This is a genomic window from Nonomuraea sp. NPDC026600, from assembly GCF_040638335.1.
In the GTDB taxonomy this organism is placed as follows: Bacteria; Actinomycetota; Actinomycetes; order Streptosporangiales; family Streptosporangiaceae; genus Nonomuraea.
On record NZ_JBEZYD010000040.1, the window covers coordinates 57,416 to 74,048 of the forward strand.

A 16,633-nucleotide genomic window follows, 5' to 3' on the forward strand; every position below is an offset into this window, starting at 1 on the left:
AGGGTTGCCAGGCGAACCGTCTCCGGCAGTCCCTAAACTCGTGGCCATGGAATCCCCAGCCGTCGAGCTCATCGACCTGGTCAAGCGTTACGGCGGCAGCACCGCCGTCGACGGCCTGTCGCTGCGCGCCGAGCGTGGCGCGGTCACCGCCGTGCTCGGGCCCAACGGCGCCGGCAAGACGTCCACGGTCGAGATCTGCGAGGGGTTCCGGACGGCCGACGCCGGCACGGTGCGGGTGCTGGGCCTGCCGCCCGACCGGCCCGCGCTGCGGCCCCGGGTGGGCGTCATGCTCCAGGCGGGCGGCGTGCCGCCCGCGATGCGCTGCGGGGAGTTCCTCCGCCTGGTCTCGCGCTTCTACGCCCATCCGCTCGACGCCTCCGCACTGCTGGTACGTCTCGGCCTGGCCGAGCACGCCCGCACCCCTTACCGCCGGCTGTCGGGGGGCCAGCAGCAGCGGCTCTCCCTGGCCGCGGCGGTCATCGGCCGGCCGGAGCTGATCTTCCTCGACGAGCCGACGGCCGGGCTCGACCCGCAGGCCAGGCACGCCTGCTGGGATCTGGTGGGCGAGCTGCGGGCCGCGGGGGTCTCGGTGGTGCTCACCACCCACCACATGGACGAGGCCGAACGCCTGGCCGACCATGTGGTGATCATCGATCGGGGCCAGGTGGTGGCCGAGGGCAGCCCGGAGTCGCTGACCGGGGCCGAGCGCCAGCTGCGCTTCAGGGCCCGGCCGGGGCTCTCGCTGGACGAGCTGCTCAACGCGTTGCCCGGCGGCAGCGCCGCCAAGGAGTCGCCCGCGGGGCACTACATCATCGAGGGCCAGGTGGGCCCGGAGCTGCTGGCGACCGTGACGACCTGGTGCGCCGCCGAGGGCGTCATGGCCGCCGACCTGAGCATCGAGCGCCGTACGCTCGAAGACGTCTTCCTGGAGCTGACCGGCAGGGAGCTGCGATGACCACGCTCGACTTCACCCCCGCCCCGGCGGCGGCGCCGTTCGCGCGCATGGTGCTGGCGCAGGCGGCGGCCGAGACGCGCCAGACGCTGCGCAACGGCGAGCAGCTGCTGCTGACGTTGATCATCCCGGTGCTGCTGCTCGTCGGGTTCTCCCTGGCCCCGCTGATCGACATCGGCGGGGGCCGGCGGATCGACTTCCTCGCGCCGGGCGTGCTCGCGCTGGCGATCATGTCGACGGCGTTCACCGGGCAGGCGATCGCGACGGGCTTCGAGCGCCGCTACGGCGTGCTGAAGCGGCTCGGCGCGACGCCGCTGTCCAGGGCCGGGCTGTTGCTGGCCAAGACGGTGGCCGTGCTCGCGGTGGAGAGCGTCCAGGTCGTCGTGCTCGTGGCGGTGGCGCTGGCGCTCGGCTGGCGCCCCCAGGGCTCGCCGGTGGCCGCGGTGCTGCTCGTGCTGCTGGGCACGGCGGCGTTCAGCGGGCTGGGGCTGCTCATGGCGGGCCTGCTGCGGGCCGAGGCGACGCTGGCCGCGGCCAACCTGGTCTACCTGGTGCTGCTCGGCGCGGGCGGGGTGATCTTCCCCTTGGACAAGTTCCCCGCCGGGGTGCGGCCGGTTCTGGAGCTGCTGCCGATCTCGGCGCTGACCCACGGGCTGCGTTCGGTGCTCGCCGGGGGCGCGGCCCTGCCGCTGGGGGCGCTGGCGGTGCTGGCCGCCTGGGCGGTGCTGTCCCTGGGCCTGGCCTCGCGTACGTTCCGCTGGGAGTGAGCAGAGGGAGGCGGGGGTGCGGTCATGATTCCATGGTCGAATTGTCGATTTCGATCACTTAGTGCGGATTAGTACCCCCTTAGTGGGGGAATGTCGGCCTGCCTCGGTACCGTTCTAACCGCCAGCCGACCTACCGAGGAGTGCCGTGACCGCGTTCGCCCTGGATGATCCTTTCGACCGCGGATCGGGGCTTCCCAAACCCGGCAGTGTGCTGCGTGCCGCCGCCGACTCCGTCCCGCCGTCCGGGCTGGTGCTGCTGGCGATCTTCTCGGTGCAGCTCGGGGCGGGCTTCGCCAAGGAGCTGTTCGCGTCGCTGCCGCCGAGCGCGGTGGTGTTCCTGCGCATCGGGGCGGGTGCGCTGATCATGGGCGCGGTGGCCAGGCCCAAGCTGAAGGGGATGTCGTGGCGTGACCTGGGGGTCGGGCTCGGCTTCGGCGTGACGCTGGCGGTCATGAACCTCACCTTCTACGAGGCGATCGCGCGGCTGCCGCTGGGCATCGCGGTGGCGATCGAGTTCCTCGGGCCGCTGGGCGTGGCGGTCGCGGCGTCCAGGCGCCGGCTCGACCTGCTGTGGATCGGCCTGGCGGCGGCGGGCGTGGCGCTGCTCGCGCCGTGGGGCCAGTCGGCGTCGATGAGCTGGGTCGGCATCGGGCTCGCGATGGCGGCCGGCGCGTGCTGGGCCGCCTACATCCTGCTGTCGGCCTCGGTCGGGCGGCGCTTCCCCGGCACGACCGGGCTGTCGTTCGCGATGATCGTGTCGGCCATCGTGATCGCGCCGGTGGGCATCGCGTCAGGTGGCGGCGACCTGCTCCAGCCGCAGTTGCTGCTGGTCGGGCTGGGTGTGGGGCTGCTGTCGTCGGTGATCCCGTACTCGCTGGAGCTGCAGGCGCTGCGCCGGATGCCGAAGCACGTGTTCGGCATCCTGATGAGTCTGGAGCCCGCGATGGCCGCCCTGGTCGGTGTGGTGGTGCTGGGCGAGATGCTGCACGCGCAGCAGTGGGCGGCGATCATCTGCATCGTGGCCGCCAGCCTGGGGACCACGCGCGCCATGAAGTGACCCCCGAGCGTGATCAGCGCGAGTCGGCCCCAGGCGCCCGCGCGCGTGATCAGCGCGGGTCGGCCCAGATGCCGCGGACGTGCTGGATGTGCTCGGACATGATGGTGCGGGCCGCCGTGGTGTCGCCGGCCTTGAGCGCGTCGAGCAGCGCGACGTGCTCGCGGGCCGAGTCCGACAGCGTGCCGCGCTCCGACAGCTGCGACAGGCCGTAGAGCCGGGCCCGGTTGCGCAGGTCCTTGACCACCTCGACCAGGTGGGCGTTGCCCGACAGGGTCAGCAGCTCCACGTGGAAGCGCAGGTCGGCGTCCACGTAGCCGAGCAGGTCGCCCCGCTCGGCCGCGGCGACGATCTCCTCGGCGACGGGCCTGAGCCGTTCGAACTCCTCGGCGCGCGAGGCGTCGGCCAGGCGGGTCACGGTGGGCACCTCGATGAGCTGCCGGATCTCGGTGAGCTCGTCGAGATCGCGGTCGGACAGCTCGGTGACCCGGAAGCCCTTGTTGCGCACCGCCTCGACCAGCCCTTCCTTGGCCAGGTCGAGCATGGCCTCACGGACGGGCGTCGCGGAGACGCCGAACTGCGCGGCCAGCACCGGCGCGGAGTAGACCACCCCCGGGCGCATCTCGCCGGTGATCAGCGCGGCACGGAGCGCGTGCGCGACCTGCTCGCGCAAGCTCTGCCGCTCGCCCACCATCGGCAGGTCGAGCCGGTTCTCGGCAGCCATCCGGCCATCCCCTCACTCTCAGTACACGCCCGCTGGGAACGCCCCGCTAGGCCCACGCCTCGTACGCGGCGGCGGCGACCACCAGGTCCTCCCACGCCATCCCGGTGCTCTTGAACACGCGGGGACCGGCACCCGTGGGCACCCGGCCGGCGATGAGGTCGGCGAGGTTCCCGGCGAGGTGACCGGTGGTGATCGTACCTTGGCACACCGGGATGACCACATCCCCCGCCTCGGCCAGCGCCGCCGACCTGGCCTCGACCACGACGGTGGCGCGGGCCAGGAGGTCGCCGTCCAGCTCACGGGCGTCGGGCTCGTGCGATCCGACCGCGACGACCGTGGCGCCGTCGCGGACCAGCTTGCCGGGGAACAGCGGTTCCCTGGCCGTGGTGCAGCAGGCGATCAGGTCCGCCTCGGCCACGGCACGCAGGTCGGGGGCCTGGCCGTGCTCGGCCAGAGCCGGCAGGCCGTGCTCGCGGCAGCGGGCGGCGAGCTCCTCGGCGCGGTCGCGGTCGCGGCCGACGACCGTGACCCGCTCGACGGGCCGGACCGCGCTCAGCGCGAGGATGTGCCCCCACGCCTGCGGGCCGGTGCCGAACACCACCAGGGTGCGGGCCTCCGGCTCGGCCAGGTGCGTGACGGCCAGCGCCGAGACCGCCGGGGTGCGCAGCGAGGTGAGCGCGACGCCGTCCATGGCGGCCAGCGGGGCCAGGGTGTCGCCGTCGAGCAGCAGGTACGTGCCCTGGACGCGGGGCAGCCCGCGCGCGGCGTTGCCGGGCGCGACGGTGACGGCCTTCACGCCCGCGTAGCGTCCCGCGGCGGCGGGCATCAGCAGGAGCTGCCCGGCGGGCAGCTCGACGACCGGCCGCAGCGGCGTCTGCTCCGGATCGAGCCCGGCTCGCAGGGCTTCTTCCAGGATCCGTACGGCCCGCGCCACGGGCACCAGCCGCTCGATGGTGGCGGCGTCGAGATAGGGCAGCGGGCTCACCGGAGCACGAACCCGGTGCCGAGGGGGTCTTCGGGGTCGAGCTCGAAGGTGTGCCTGCCGGTGCGGTAGGCCATGCCCTCGATCTCGGCGACGACGCCCTGGTCGGTGACCTTCCCCACGGTGGCGACGAACGTGCCGCCCGCGATGCCGGTGTGGATCAGCGGACCCTGGTGGCCGTCGGCGTACAGCAGGGCGAGCCGCGCGGCCGTGCCGGAGCCGCACGGCGACCGGTCCACCTCGCCGTCGGCGAACACGGTCACGTTGCGCTGGCGCAGGCCGTCCCCCGGGACGTCCTCGTAGAAGATCACCCCGTAGACGCCGGAGAGCCGGTCGTCCGCCGGGTGCCGCGTGGCCGGGTGGCCCAGCAGGGCGGCCTTGATGCGGCGGGCGTGGCCGATGAGCTCGGGAAGGTTCGCGGCCTCGACGGACAGGCCGACGGCCGAGGCGGGCAGCGCGGCGTAGATGGCGCCGCCGTAGGAGAGGTCGACCTTGACGCCGGCGGCGGGGACGGCGCGGGCGATGACGTACGACGGGACGTTGATGAAGGTGACCGACTCGACGCGGTCCCGCGAGCCGCGGACGCGGGCCGTGACGCGGCCGGACGGCACGTCGACGACCACGTCCGTCTCGCCGCCGGGGTCCGCCTCGACCAGGCCCTCACGGACGGCGTGCACGCCGAGGGCGATCGTGCCGTGGCCGCAGGCGGTGGAGTAGCCGTCCTTGTGCCAGAACAGCGCGCCGAAGTGGGCGCCGGGGTCGTCCGGCGGGACCAGGAAGCAGCCGTACATGTCGGCGTGGCCGCGCGGCTCGTGGCAGAGCAGCCGCCGCACCTGCTCGGCCGGTCCGCTGGGTGCGGCGGCGCGGCGTTCGAGCACGGTGGCGCCGGGCAGGTCGGGGGCGCCCCCGGTGACGATCCTGAACGGCTCGCCCGCGGTGTGGTAGTCGACCGTGGTGACGCTCATAGCTCGAACCCCTCGGGGAACGGATCGCGCGGGTCGAGGAAGTACTGGGCGGTGCCGGTGACCCAGGCGCGGCCGGTGATGGCGGGCACGACCGCGGGCCGACCGCCGACGGTGGTCTCCCCCAGCAGCCGGCCGACGAACCGGGTGCCGATGAACGACTCGTTGACGAAGTCCCAGCCGTCCGGGCCCACCGGCAGCTCGCCGCGGGCGTGCAACTGGGCCATGCGGGCGCTGGTGCCGGTGCCGCAGGGCGAGCGGTCGAACCAGCCCGGGTAGATGGCCATCGCGTGCCGCGAGTGGTGGGCGTCGGAGCCCGGCGCGGCGAAGTAGACGTGGTGGCAGCCGCGGATGCGGTCGTCCTCGGGGTGCACGGGCTCGTCGGCGGCGTCGATGGCCGCCATCGTGGCCAGCCCGGCGGCGAGGATCTCGTTCTTGGCCTTGCGGTCGAAGGGCAGGCCGTAGTCGTCGAGGTCGACGATCGCGTAGAAGTTGCCGCCGTACGCCAGGTCGTAGCGGATGTCGCCGAAGCCCGGCACGGTGACGACGGCGTCGAGCCTGTCGCAGTAGCCGGGTACGTTGCGCAGCGTCACCGCCATGGCCATGCCGTCCTCGACGGCCACGTCCACCTCGACGAGCCCGGCGGGCACCTCCAGGCGCACGGTGGTGACCGGCTCGACGACCTCCACCATGCCGGTCTCCACCAGCACGGTCGCCACGCCGATGGTGCCGTGGCCGCACATCGGCAGCAGCCCGGACACCTCGATGAACAGCACGCCCCAGTCGGCGTCGGGCCTGGTCGGCGGCTGCAGGATGGCGCCGCTCATGGCGGCGTGGCCGCGCGGCTCGTTCATCAGCAGCCGGCGGATGTGGTCGAGGTGGTCGCGGAAGTAGACGCGCCGCTCGGCCATGCTCGCGCCGGGGATCACGCCCACGCCGCCGGTGATCACGCGGGTCGGCATGCCCTCGGTGTGCGAGTCGACGGCGTGGAAGACCCGCTTCGTCCTCATCGCAGACCCTCCGCGAGCGCCTTCTCGGTCGCACCGCGTACGGCCGCCGCCTGCTCCTCCGTCAGCGGCACGCGCGGCAGGCGGCAGGGCCCGCCGTGACGGCCCGCGAGGTCCATCGACAGCTTGATGGCCTGCACGAACTCCGTCTTGGAGTCCCAGCGCAGCAGCGGGTGGAGCGTGCGGTACAGCGGCAGCGCGGTGTCGAGGTCACCGGCCAGCGCGGCCCGGTAGAGGGCGACGCTGGAGGCGGGCAGCGCGTTGGGGTAGCCGGCGACCCAGCCGACGGCTCCGGCCACCGCCAGCTCCAGCAGCACGTCGTCGGACCCGATCAGCACGTCGAGCCCCGGGGCCAGCTCGGCGAGCTCGTAAGGCCGGCGCGGATCGCCGCTGAACTCCTTCACGGCCACGATCAGACCCTCGCCGTACAGGGTCGCGAGCAGCGCGGGCGTCAGGTCCACCTTGGTGTCGTACGGGTTGTTGTAGGCCACGATCGGCACCCCGGCCTTGGCCACCTCGCGGTAGTGCGCGATCACGGACCGATCGTCGGCCCGGTAGGTGTTGGGCGGCAGCAGCAGCACCGAGCCGCAGCCGGCCGCGCCCGCCTGCTCGGCCCAGCGCCGCGACTCCGCCGCGCCGTACGCGGCGGCGCCCGCCATCACGTTCGGCCCGCCGACCGCTTCGACGGCCGTCTCCACGACCTTGGTCCGCTCCTCGGGAGTGAGCGTCTGGTACTCGCCCAGCGATCCGTTGGGGACCACGCCGTCGCAGCCGTTCTCGACCAGCCAGCGGCAGTGGTCGGCATAGCCGTCGAAGTCGACGGACAGATCCGCGTGCAGCGGGAGCGCCGTGGCCACCATGACACCGTGCCAGGACTTAGCGCGATTTGTCATTAAAGTTTCCTCCAAAATCAGTGGGTGTCGAGCTCGGCGAGAGCGCCGAGTGAGAGGGGTTGCGCGATGGGGCGGCGAGGGGGGCGGGGCGGCTCCCCGGCCAGGCAGGCGACCGCGTAGCCGCAGACACGGCCCTGGCACCAGCCCATGCCGGGCCTGGCCAGCAGCTTGACGGAGCGCGCGTCGGTGGCGCCGAGTGCCAGCGCCGCGCGTACGCGGGCGACCGGCACCTCCTCGCACCGGCACACCAGCGTGTCGTCGCGCAGCCAGCTCTGCCAGCCCTGCTTGACCGGATAGGCGTGGTGCAGCGCCTCCCCGAACGCGCGCATCCGCCGACGCCGCCTGGCCAGCACGCCGGGGACCGGCGCTCCGGCGACGGCCAGGCCCGCGATGCGGCCCTCCAGCTCGGCCAGGTGCCTGCCGCCCACGCCGGTCGGCTCGCCCGCCGCCCAGACGCCGTCCACCGTGGTGCGCTGACGGCCGTCCACCGTGAGTACGGGCATGCCGTCCGCGTCCTGGCGGGTCTCGCAGCCCAGCTCGACGCCGAGCTCGATCTGGGGGACGAAGCCGTAGCCGACGGCCAGCGTGTCGCAGGCCAGTTCCCTGGTGGAGAGCACGTTCCAGTCGCCGTCGAGCCGCGCCACGGTGACGGCCTCCAGCTCGCGCTCGCCGTGCGCGGCGATCACCGCCTGGTGCGTCCGGTACGGCACGCGGTGCCTGGCCATCGCCAGCCCGTAGCCCACCGCCTCCCCCGCCTTGCCCAGGGCCAGCAGCGGGTGCCGGGCCAGTGCCAGGCCGCCGTTGGCCTCGAACACGCCCAGCACCTCGGCCCCCGCCCCGGCCAGGCCGGTGGCCACGGGCAGCAGGAACGGCCCGGTGCCGCCGACGACCACCCGGCCGCCCGCGACGACGCCGTTGCCCTTGAGCAGCGCCTGGGCGCCGCCCGCCGTCAGGACGCCGGGCAGGTCCCAGCCGGGGAACGGCAGCGGCCGGTCGTGCGCTCCGGTGGCGATCAGGAGGTCGCGGCAGTAGATCATCACCGGGCGACCGTCCGGGGTCTGGCAGTGGACGGTCAGCCGGTCGCCGTCCCGCGTCACGGTCCACACCTGGTGTCCGAGCAGCACCTCGGCCCGCTCGCCCAGCGCGCGGGCCTGCCGCAGGAACCGCTCCAGACCCGGGGTGGCGGCGTGCGCCGCACCGGCCTGGTGGCGGAAGTACTGGCCGCCGAGGCGGGCTCCCGAGTCGATGAGAACCACGTTCAGGCCGCGCAGCGCCGCCGCCAGAGCCCCCGCCACCCCGGCGGGCCCGCCACCGACCACGACAAGATCGCAGGCCGCGCTCAGGCGGTCGTCGCGGACGCGGTCGTCGGTCGCCCTCAGGCGGTCGTCGCTCTCGTTCATGCGGTCGTCGGGCGTGCTCACGAGGTCGTCACCTCGTCTCCGGGCCGGGCCTCCAGCAGGCAGGCGCGTTCTGGGGGGCGGCCGTTCACCGTGATCAGGCAGTCGAAGCAGACGCCGATGCCGCAGAACAGCCCGCGCGGCCGGCCGCCGAAGCGGGTGGTGCGCCACGCGCGTACCCCGGCGGCGTGCAGGGCCGCGCCGATCGTCTGCCCCGGCTCGACCGGCACGGCCCGGCCGTCGATCGTGATCTGGAAGGTCACGCGGACTCCTCGGTCGCACGGGAGGACTCAGACGACGACCCAGGTGAGGGCTCTGCCGAAGTCCCGGGTGAGAAGCGGTCCGGGCGGAAGGGACGCGGGTCCAGTTCGGGGCGGGCGCCGGTCAGCAACTGGGACAGCACGAGCCCGGTCGCGGGCGCGAGGCCGATCCCGGCCCCTTCGTGCCCGCACGCGTGATACAGCCCGGGCGCCCGCGGGTCCGCGCCGATCACCGGCAGGTGGTCGGGACAGTACGGCCGGAAACCGCAGTACGACCTGATCACCCGCACCTCCCGAAGCACCGGGAACAGCGCGACGGCCTGGGCCGCCAGCCGGGCCAGCACCCGGGGCGAGGTCGTCCGGTCGAACCCGACCCGCTCCCTGCTCGCCCCGATGAGCACGGTCCCCGCCGGGGTGCCCTCGACGACGGCCGAGGTCTCCAGATCGGCCGAGTCGCTGGCCACGTTGGTGACGTAGGCGGCGGTGTAGACCTTGTGCCGGATCAGCGGCTCGCGCAGCGGCTCGGTGACCAGGATGAAACCGCGCCTGGGCAGGACCGGCAGGTCCACGCCCGCGAGCCGGGCGATCTCGCCGCCCCACGTGCCGGCCGCGTTGATCACCGCGCCGCCGAGGATGTCGCCCCGGTCGGTGCGTACGCCCGTCACCCGGTCGCCGGACCGCGTGAATCCGGTCACGGTGACACCGGTGCGCAGGTGCAGCGTCCCGTGCCCGTAGCTCTCCGTGCCGTGCCTGAGCAGGTGCGCGGCCGCCAGCATGGGCTGCACCTGGGCGTCCTGCGGGTAGTACACGCCGCCCGCGAGCCCCTCGGCCAGGTGCGGCTCGTAGCCGCGCAGGCCATCGGCGGGCACGACGGCGTACTCGACGCCCTGCTTCGCCGCCAGCTCGACGAGCTGCCTCTGGACCTCGTCCGTCTCGGCGACGACCAGTCCGCCCTTGGGTTCGTACTCGAACCCGCCCAGCGCGGCCAGCTCTCCCCAGAGGCGGTTGGACAGCAGCGCCAGGTCCAGCTCCGGGCCCGGCTCCTTGTCCGAGACCAGCACGTTGCCCTCGCCCGCGCCCGTCGTGCCGCCCGCCACCGGGCCGCGGTCCACCACGGTCACGTCCAGTCCGGCCCGGGCGGCGTAATAAGCGCACGCGGCGCCCACCACTCCGGCGCCGACGACAATCACATCGGACATTTCACCTCCCCCTCTGTAATATGTCACATACCCATGCCGGTTGAGAAGCACGTTCCCGGTGGGAAGACCGGACGACCAGGCCCTTACCATCGATGACGTGAAGCTCGCCGACGTGAAACTACCCACGGACCACCCCAACGCTCTGGTCCGGCGCCTGTTCTCCTTCTGGGCGCCGACCGCCGAGTCGATGCGCGGCTGGGCACTGGCCTCCGTGGTGGTCAACGCGGGCATCACGGTGACGGGCGCGGCCGTGCGGGTCACCGGCTCGGGGCTGGGCTGCCCGACCTGGCCCAGGTGCACGCCCGACAGCTTCGTGCCGATCGCGCATCCGGAGATCTCGCCTGTCACCATGGCCGTCGAGTTCGGCAACCGGCTGCTGACGTTCCTGGTGCTGGCGGTGGGGTTCGCCTGTGTGGTGTCGGCGCTGCGGCTGGCCCCGCGGCGCCGTCCGCTGCTCTGGCTGGCCCTGCTGCAGCCCGCGGGCATCGTCTTCCAGGCGCTGTGGGGCGGGCTGGTGGTCAGGAGTCTGCTCAACCCGTTCACGGTCAGCGTGCACTTCCTGGTCTCCATCGCGTTGATCGCCGCCTGCTGGGCGCTCTACGCGCGCTCGGGTGAAGGCGACGGGCCGGTCCGCCGGGTGACGCACCGCGACATCCTGCGTCTCGGCTACGTGCTGGTCGCGGCCGTGGCCGTGCTGCTGCTGGCCGGGGTGCTGGTGACCGGCACGGGTCCGCATTCCGGCGACGCGCTGGCCTCCCGCTTCGACCTCGACATCGAGAGCGTGGTGCGGCTGCACGCCGACATCGCCTACCTCGTGGTCGGGCTGTCGTTCGCGCTGATGTTCGCGCTGAGCGTGACCGACGCGCCCGGACCGGCCCGCCGGGCCGCGCTGGCGCTGGTCGTGGTGGAGCTCGCCCAGGGCGTGATCGGCTACACCCAGTACTTCCTGGCGGTGCCCGCCTTCCTGGTCGGCGTGCACGTGCTCGGCTCGACCCTGGTCTGGATCGCCACGCTCAGAGTGGTCACCTCGCTGCGCACCCGCGACCCGTTGACGACCCCGGCCGTCCCCTCCCCCGCGGAAACACCGGCCAGCGTCTGAGCCGCTGTGCCAAGGTATGAGGGACTATGTCCCCCTACCTGTGAGGTCCTCGAGTGGCTTTAGCCCGCCCCGCTCAGAAGACCCTGCGCCGGCTGTACCAAGGGCTGGTGCTGCTCAGCGTGCTCGCCCTGGCGCCGATGACGTGGGCGTGGCTCGACAGCTCGGAGAGCCGCGTGGTGGCCGACACCGGCGGCTGGCTGGCCCGGGTGCCCGCCTCGCAGGTGGCGCTCGTGCTGGGCGCGGGCCTGTTCAGCGGCCACCCCTCCCCCTTCCTGGCCCGGCGCCTCGACATCGCGGCCGAGCTCTATCGAGCGGGCAAGGTCAAGGCGCTGCTGCTGTCGGGCGACAACAGCCGCAAGGAGTACGACGAGCCCACGGCCATGCGCGACTACCTGCGGGCCAGGGGCGTGCCCGACGCGGTGATGGTGCTCGACTACGCCGGGTTCGACACCTGGGACTCGTGCGTGCGGGCCCGCCAGGTCTTCGGCGCCGAGCGGCTGACCGTGGTCACGCAGATGTTCCACCTGCCGAGAGCGGTCACGCTCTGCCGTACGGCGGGCCTGACGACCTTCGGCGTGGGCGACGACTCCGCCAAGCAATGGGCCGTGACCACCTACGCCTCGGCCACCCGTGAGCTGTTCGCCACCGGCAAGGCGTTCGCCGACGCGCTGGTGCTGCACTCCGCCCCGGTCTATCCCGGTCCGCGCGAGACCTCGCTGCGCGCGATCCTGGCTCAGCCGGGGGCGCCGGGCGCGTAGCCCGGAGGCGGGGTGCCCCGCGCCGCGGCCCTGAAGTGGGCGGGCGTCATCGGGAAACCGGCCCTGGCGGTGCTCATGCATTCGAGCAGGGCGCGCTGCTCCTCGTGGAAGGTCTGCTCGTCGACCATCCGCTTGGCGGCCCGCTCGTGCAGCAGGCCCAGCTCGGTCGCCGCGAGCTGGTAGTCGCGCATCGCGCGCAGCCCCCGCTTGCCGCCGTAGACCTTGGCCCACTGCCTGGCCTGCCGGCGCCGCGACAGGGCGGACAGCATGTAGATGTCGGCCCGGTTGACCAGCTTGGTCGGCTCGTACGGCGGCAGGTAGCGCTGGATCAGGGCGACGATGCGCCGCCGGTCCCTGAGCACCAGCGCGATGAGCACCACCAGCACGATCAGCAGCACCAGGTAGGCGATGACCAGGCCGGGGAAGCCGCCGTAGGAGGTGAGACCGTTCCAGAGGCCGTGCAGGAGCATCGCGCCGACCCAGCCGGCCATGATGATGAAGACCCGGTCGGACCCGTTGCGCTGGGCGGCGTAGGCGACCGCGACGCCGATCATCGAGGTGAAGAGCGGATGCGCGAACGGCGACAGCACACCGCGCAGCACCACGGTGACGGCCAGCCCCATGCCGCCCTGGTCGGAGTTGAGCGCGGCGACGTAGTAGCTGACGTTCTCGCTCATCGCGAAGCCGAGCCCGACCATGCTGGCGTAGATGACGCCGTCGGTCGGCCCGTCGAGCTCGGCCCGGCGGAACCTGAGCAGCCCGAGCAGCACCAGCCCCTTCATCGACTCCTCGACCACCGGCGCGCCGAACGTGGCGGCGACGTTGCGCGCGTTGGCCGCGCTCAGGTTGGCGGTGTCGATGATGTAGTGCAGGTTGAGCGAGTTGATCACGCCCGCGACCAGCACCGCCACCCCCGCCCCCCAGGCGAAGGCGAAGATGAGGTTGCTGCGCGGCTCCGGCTCCATGCGGTCGAGCGCGAGCACGGCGGCCAGCAGCAGCGGCACCGGCGCCAGCGCGAGGCCGAGGGAGATGAAGAACTGCACGGGCGCGCCGTTGAGCACGTCGAAGACGAAGGAGACGAGCGCGCACAGGCCGGTCACGATCAGCCCGATGATCAACGCGAACGACGGGCGGTCCTTCAACACCCAGCGTGGATCACGGGACGCCATACGGTGACTGTAACGGATCAAAAAGACGCTGTCCCGCCCAGGTGACGTGGCCCGTACGGGTCCGCACCATGCTGTGCGCGGTCCTTCACGCCGGCGAGCTCAGCTCAGCAGCGGGTCGATGGCCACGGCGAGGAAGAGCAGCGCCAGATAGGCGTTGGACCAGTGGAAGAAGCGCATCGGCCGCAGGTCGACACCGGTCTTGCCGGAGTTGAGCCGGGCCAGCAGGCGGTGCACCTCCCACAGGCACATGACGCCCAGGACGCCGGCCGCGATCGGGTAGAACAGCGTGGTGCCCGCCACCGGCCACAAGGCCAGCGAGCAGAGCACGGTGGCCCAGGTGTAGGCGATCGACTCCAGGATCACCCGGCGCTCGGTGGCCACCACCGGCAGCATCGGCACCTCGGCCGCCGCGTAGTCCTCCTTGTAACGCATGGCCAGCGTCCAGGTGTGCGGCGGCGTCCAGAAGAACACCACCCCGAACAGCACCAGCGGCGCCCAGTCGAGCCGCCCGGTGATGCCCGCCCAGCCGATCAGCACCGGCATGCAGCCCGCGATGCCGCCCCAGACGATGTTCTGGGCGGTGCGCCGCTTGAGGATCATCGAGTAGACGATGACGTAGAACAGGATGGCGCCGGTGGAGAGCATGGCGGCCAGCCAGTTGGTGGTCAGCCAGAGACCGACCAAGGACAGCACGCCGAGCACGATGCCGAAGATGAGCGCGCCGGTCGGCGAGACCTGGTGCCTGGCCAGCGGGCGCCGCCTGGTGCGGCGCATCTTCTGGTCGATGTCGCGGTCCACGTAGCAGTTGAGCGCGTTGGCGCTGCCCGCGGACAGGGTGCCGAACACCATGACCGCCACCGACGTCCACAGCGGCGGCAGCCCGCCCGCCGCGAGGAACATCACAGGGAGCGTCGTGATCAGCAGGAGCTCGATGATCCGCGGCTTGGTGAGAGCGATGTAGGCCTTGACGAGCATGCCGATCGTCCTTGGCGGCTCGGCCGCGGGAGCGGGGGCCGTCGTCTGCCTGTTCGTCAGCACCGTCAAGGCGCTTCCAGCACGTGCGGAGTCAACGCGTAACCTCTGATTGGAGCGGAATCTCATGGACGGACGCCAGGCGTCCCTGTGACAACGAGAACAACCAAACTGTAGTAGCAGGGTCGTCCGGTCCGGCCAATGGGGGGACACGCACGGGGTGGGAAGGGAATCGATCGCCGACTCCACTCAGTTAGGGTCCGGTGTGGGCGGGATATGCCAACCGGTACCACCACAAGACAACTAGATTCCGGAGACCGAGCACTTGAGCACCGAACTCGTGCCAGCCCTCGAATGGACCGACCTAGACAAGCAAGCGGTCGACGTCGTTCGAGCCCTGGCCATGGACGCAGTCGAAAAGGCGGGTTCGGGTCACCCGGGCACCGCCATGAGCCTGGCTCCCGCCGCGTACCTGCTGTTCCAGCACGCGATGCGCCACGACCCCACGGACCCCTCGTGGCTCGGGCGTGACCGTTTCGTCCTGTCGTGCGGGCACTCCAGCCTGACCCTGTACATCCAGCTGTTCCTGTCCGGATACGGGCTCGACCTGGAGGACCTGACACGGCTGCGCCAGTGGGACAGCCTGACCCCCGGCCACCCCGAGCACGGGCACACGGCCGGTGTGGAGACCACCACGGGCCCGCTCGGCCAGGGCCTGGGCAACGCCGTCGGCATGGCCATGGCGGCCCGTCGCGAGCGCGGTCTGTTCGACCCCGACGCCGAGGTGGGCACCTCGCCGTTCGACCACCACATCTGGTGCATGGTCAGCGACGGTGACATCGAAGAGGGCATCAGCCACGAGGTCAGCGCGATCGCCGGCCACCAGAAGCTGGGCAACCTCATCGTCATCTACGACGACAACCACATCTCCATCGAGGACGACACGCTGATCGCGAAGTCCGAGGACGTGGTCAAGCGCTACGAGGCCTACGGCTGGCACACGCTCAGCGTCGACTGGACCGAGACCGGCGACTACGTCGAGGACGTCCAGGCGCTGCACGCGGCGCTGGAGTCGGCGCGCGCCGAGACCGACCGGCCGTCGTTCATCCGCCTGCGCACGATCATCGGCTGGCCCGCCCCGAACAAGCAGAACACCGGCAAGATCCACGGCTCCGCCCTCGGCGAGGACGAGGTCGCCGCCACCAAGCGGGTCCTCGGCATGAACCCCGACAAGAACTTCGACGTGCCCGCCGAGGTGCTGGAGCACGCGCGCGCCGTGGCGCACAGGGGCCACGAGGCGCACGCCGCCTGGCAGAAGGGCTACGAAGCCTGGCGCGCGGCCAACCCCGAGCGCGCCGCCGAGCTGGACCGGATCTCCCGCCACGAGCTGCCCGCCGGCTGGACCGAGGCGCTGCCCCAGTTCGAGAAGGGCGGCTCGATGGCCACCCGCAAGGCGTCCGGCGAGGTGCTCAACTCGCTCGCGCCGGTGCTGCCCGAGCTGTGGGGCGGCTCGGCCGACCTGGCCGAGTCCAACAACACCACGATGAAGGGCGAGCCGTCCTTCATCCCCGAGGAATACCAGACCAAGGACTTCCCCGGTAACCGCTACGGCCGCACGCTGCACTTCGGCATCCGTGAGCACGGCATGGGCGCCATTCTCAACGGCATCGCCCTGCACGGCGGCACCCGGCCGTACGGCGGCACGTTCCTGGTCTTCTCCGACTACATGCGCCCCTCGGTGCGCCTGGCGGCGCTGATGAAGCTGCCGGTCACCTACGTGTGGACGCACGACTCCATCGGACTGGGCGAGGACGGCCCGACCCACCAGCCGGTCGAGCACCTGTGGGCGCTGCGCGCGATCCCCGGCCTCGACGTGGTGCGCCCCGGCGACGCCAACGAGACGGCCTACGCCTGGCAGACCGTGCTCCAGCACTTCGACCGGCCTGCGGCGCTCGCCCTGACCCGGCAGAACCTGCCGGTCTTCGAGGGCACCAGCGCCCAGGGCGTGGCCAAGGGCGGCTACATCCTGCACGAGGCGTCCGACGGGCAGCCCCAGGTGATCCTCATCGCCACGGGCAGCGAGCTGGAGCTGGCCGTGAACGGCCGCGAGCTGCTCGAAGCCCAGGGCATCCCGACGCGGGTCGTGTCGATGCCGTGTGTCGAGTGGTTCAACGGGCAGGACATTGCGTATCGGCAGACCGTTCTGCCGTCAGCGATCAAGGCCCGGGTCGCGGTCGAGGCGGGAATCGCCCTTGGCTGGCGAGAGTTCGTCGGCGAGAAGGGTGAGGTCGTCAGCCTTGAACACTTCGGCGCGTCGGCACCGTATAAGACGCTATACGAGCAATTCGGGCTGACGGCGGAGCGCGTGGCCGCGGCGGCCAAGGCGAGCCTCGCCAAGCTGGGTCACGACAAGGGCGAGACGACGGGAAACTGAACGA

Annotated in this window: 16 protein-coding genes; 6 read left to right on the plus strand and 10 right to left on the minus strand. The window is 72.2% G+C overall.

From position 1 onward, the window contains the following. Positions 1-46 precede the first annotated feature (46 nt). The 3 genes from AB0F17_RS53360 (at position 47) to AB0F17_RS53370 (ending at position 2,776) form a co-directional block, all read left to right on the plus strand. Positions 47-955: an ABC transporter ATP-binding protein gene (locus AB0F17_RS53360; protein ID WP_358040761.1), complete on the plus strand. Its 909-nt coding sequence runs from the start codon at positions 47-49 to the stop codon at positions 953-955. Continuing rightward, the gene (locus tag AB0F17_RS53365; RefSeq protein ID WP_358040764.1) at positions 952-1,719 is read left to right on the plus strand and encodes an ABC transporter permease; all 768 of its coding nucleotides are present in this window, start codon (positions 952-954) and stop codon (positions 1,717-1,719) included. The genes AB0F17_RS53360 and AB0F17_RS53365 overlap by 4 nt, the downstream gene beginning before the upstream one ends. 145 nt (positions 1,720-1,864) lie before the next feature. Beyond that, the gene (locus tag AB0F17_RS53370; protein WP_358040766.1) at positions 1,865-2,776 is read left to right on the plus strand and encodes an EamA family transporter; all 912 of its coding nucleotides are present in this window, start codon (positions 1,865-1,867) and stop codon (positions 2,774-2,776) included. Between the two features lie 49 nt (positions 2,777-2,825). Here the strand turns inward: AB0F17_RS53370 and AB0F17_RS53375 are convergent, their stop codons facing one another. From AB0F17_RS53375 to AB0F17_RS53410, 8 genes are read right to left on the minus strand one after another with little or no spacing between them, the layout of a single operon-like run. Further along, positions 2,826-3,497 (minus strand): GntR family transcriptional regulator, encoded by a 672-nt coding sequence (locus tag AB0F17_RS53375; protein WP_358040769.1) that lies wholly within the window; start codon positions 3,495-3,497, stop codon positions 2,826-2,828. 46 nt (positions 3,498-3,543) lie between these two features. Continuing rightward, positions 3,544-4,482: an ornithine cyclodeaminase family protein gene (locus AB0F17_RS53380; protein WP_358040772.1), complete on the minus strand. Its 939-nt coding sequence runs from the start codon at positions 4,480-4,482 to the stop codon at positions 3,544-3,546. Next, positions 4,479-5,444 carry a proline racemase family protein gene (locus AB0F17_RS53385; protein ID WP_358040775.1) on the minus strand — a complete coding sequence of 322 codons (966 nt, stop codon included), beginning with the start codon at positions 5,442-5,444 and terminating at the stop codon, positions 4,479-4,481. Before AB0F17_RS53385 ends, AB0F17_RS53380 begins: the two co-directional genes overlap by 4 nt. Beyond that, positions 5,441-6,451, minus strand: a complete 1,011-nt coding sequence (locus tag AB0F17_RS53390; protein ID WP_358040778.1) for a proline racemase family protein — start codon at positions 6,449-6,451, stop codon at positions 5,441-5,443. The genes AB0F17_RS53385 and AB0F17_RS53390 overlap by 4 nt, the downstream gene beginning before the upstream one ends. Next, the gene (locus AB0F17_RS53395; RefSeq protein WP_358040781.1) at positions 6,448-7,341 is read right to left on the minus strand and encodes a dihydrodipicolinate synthase family protein; all 894 of its coding nucleotides are present in this window, start codon (positions 7,339-7,341) and stop codon (positions 6,448-6,450) included. Before AB0F17_RS53395 ends, AB0F17_RS53390 begins: the two co-directional genes overlap by 4 nt. Before the next feature lie 17 nt (positions 7,342-7,358). Beyond that, positions 7,359-8,762, minus strand: coding sequence for an NAD(P)/FAD-dependent oxidoreductase (locus AB0F17_RS53400; protein ID WP_358040784.1), 1,404 nt, complete (start codon positions 8,760-8,762; stop codon positions 7,359-7,361). Further along, positions 8,759-9,001 carry a (2Fe-2S)-binding protein gene (locus AB0F17_RS53405; protein WP_214636266.1) on the minus strand — a complete coding sequence of 81 codons (243 nt, stop codon included), beginning with the start codon at positions 8,999-9,001 and terminating at the stop codon, positions 8,759-8,761. The genes AB0F17_RS53400 and AB0F17_RS53405 overlap by 4 nt, the downstream gene beginning before the upstream one ends. Next, positions 8,998-10,197 carry an FAD-dependent oxidoreductase gene (locus tag AB0F17_RS53410; protein ID WP_358040790.1) on the minus strand — a complete coding sequence of 400 codons (1,200 nt, stop codon included), beginning with the start codon at positions 10,195-10,197 and terminating at the stop codon, positions 8,998-9,000. Before AB0F17_RS53410 ends, AB0F17_RS53405 begins: the two co-directional genes overlap by 4 nt. Positions 10,198-10,294: 97 nt before the next feature. On the opposite strand from AB0F17_RS53410, the gene AB0F17_RS53415 reads away from it, so the two are divergent. Further along, positions 10,295-11,296 carry a COX15/CtaA family protein gene (locus tag AB0F17_RS53415; RefSeq protein ID WP_358040792.1) on the plus strand — a complete coding sequence of 334 codons (1,002 nt, stop codon included), beginning with the start codon at positions 10,295-10,297 and terminating at the stop codon, positions 11,294-11,296. Between the two features lie 53 nt (positions 11,297-11,349). After that, positions 11,350-12,054, plus strand: coding sequence for an ElyC/SanA/YdcF family protein (locus AB0F17_RS53420; protein ID WP_358040794.1), 705 nt, complete (start codon positions 11,350-11,352; stop codon positions 12,052-12,054). On the opposite strand, the gene AB0F17_RS53425 is transcribed toward AB0F17_RS53420, so the two are convergent. Continuing rightward, positions 12,030-13,223: a PrsW family intramembrane metalloprotease gene (locus AB0F17_RS53425; protein WP_358040797.1), complete on the minus strand. Its 1,194-nt coding sequence runs from the start codon at positions 13,221-13,223 to the stop codon at positions 12,030-12,032. The genes AB0F17_RS53420 and AB0F17_RS53425 overlap by 25 nt on opposite strands. Before the next feature lie 99 nt (positions 13,224-13,322). Further along, entirely contained in the window at positions 13,323-14,267 is a 945-nt protein-coding gene (locus tag AB0F17_RS53430) for a heme o synthase (RefSeq protein WP_358040800.1), read from the minus strand. A 331-nt stretch (positions 14,268-14,598) separates the two neighbouring features. Between AB0F17_RS53430 and tkt the strand changes: the two genes are divergently transcribed. Then, on the plus strand, positions 14,599-16,629 hold the full coding sequence (gene tkt / locus AB0F17_RS53435; RefSeq protein WP_358040803.1) for a transketolase: 2,031 nt from the start codon (positions 14,599-14,601) through the stop codon (positions 16,627-16,629). Positions 16,630-16,633 lie beyond the last annotated feature (4 nt).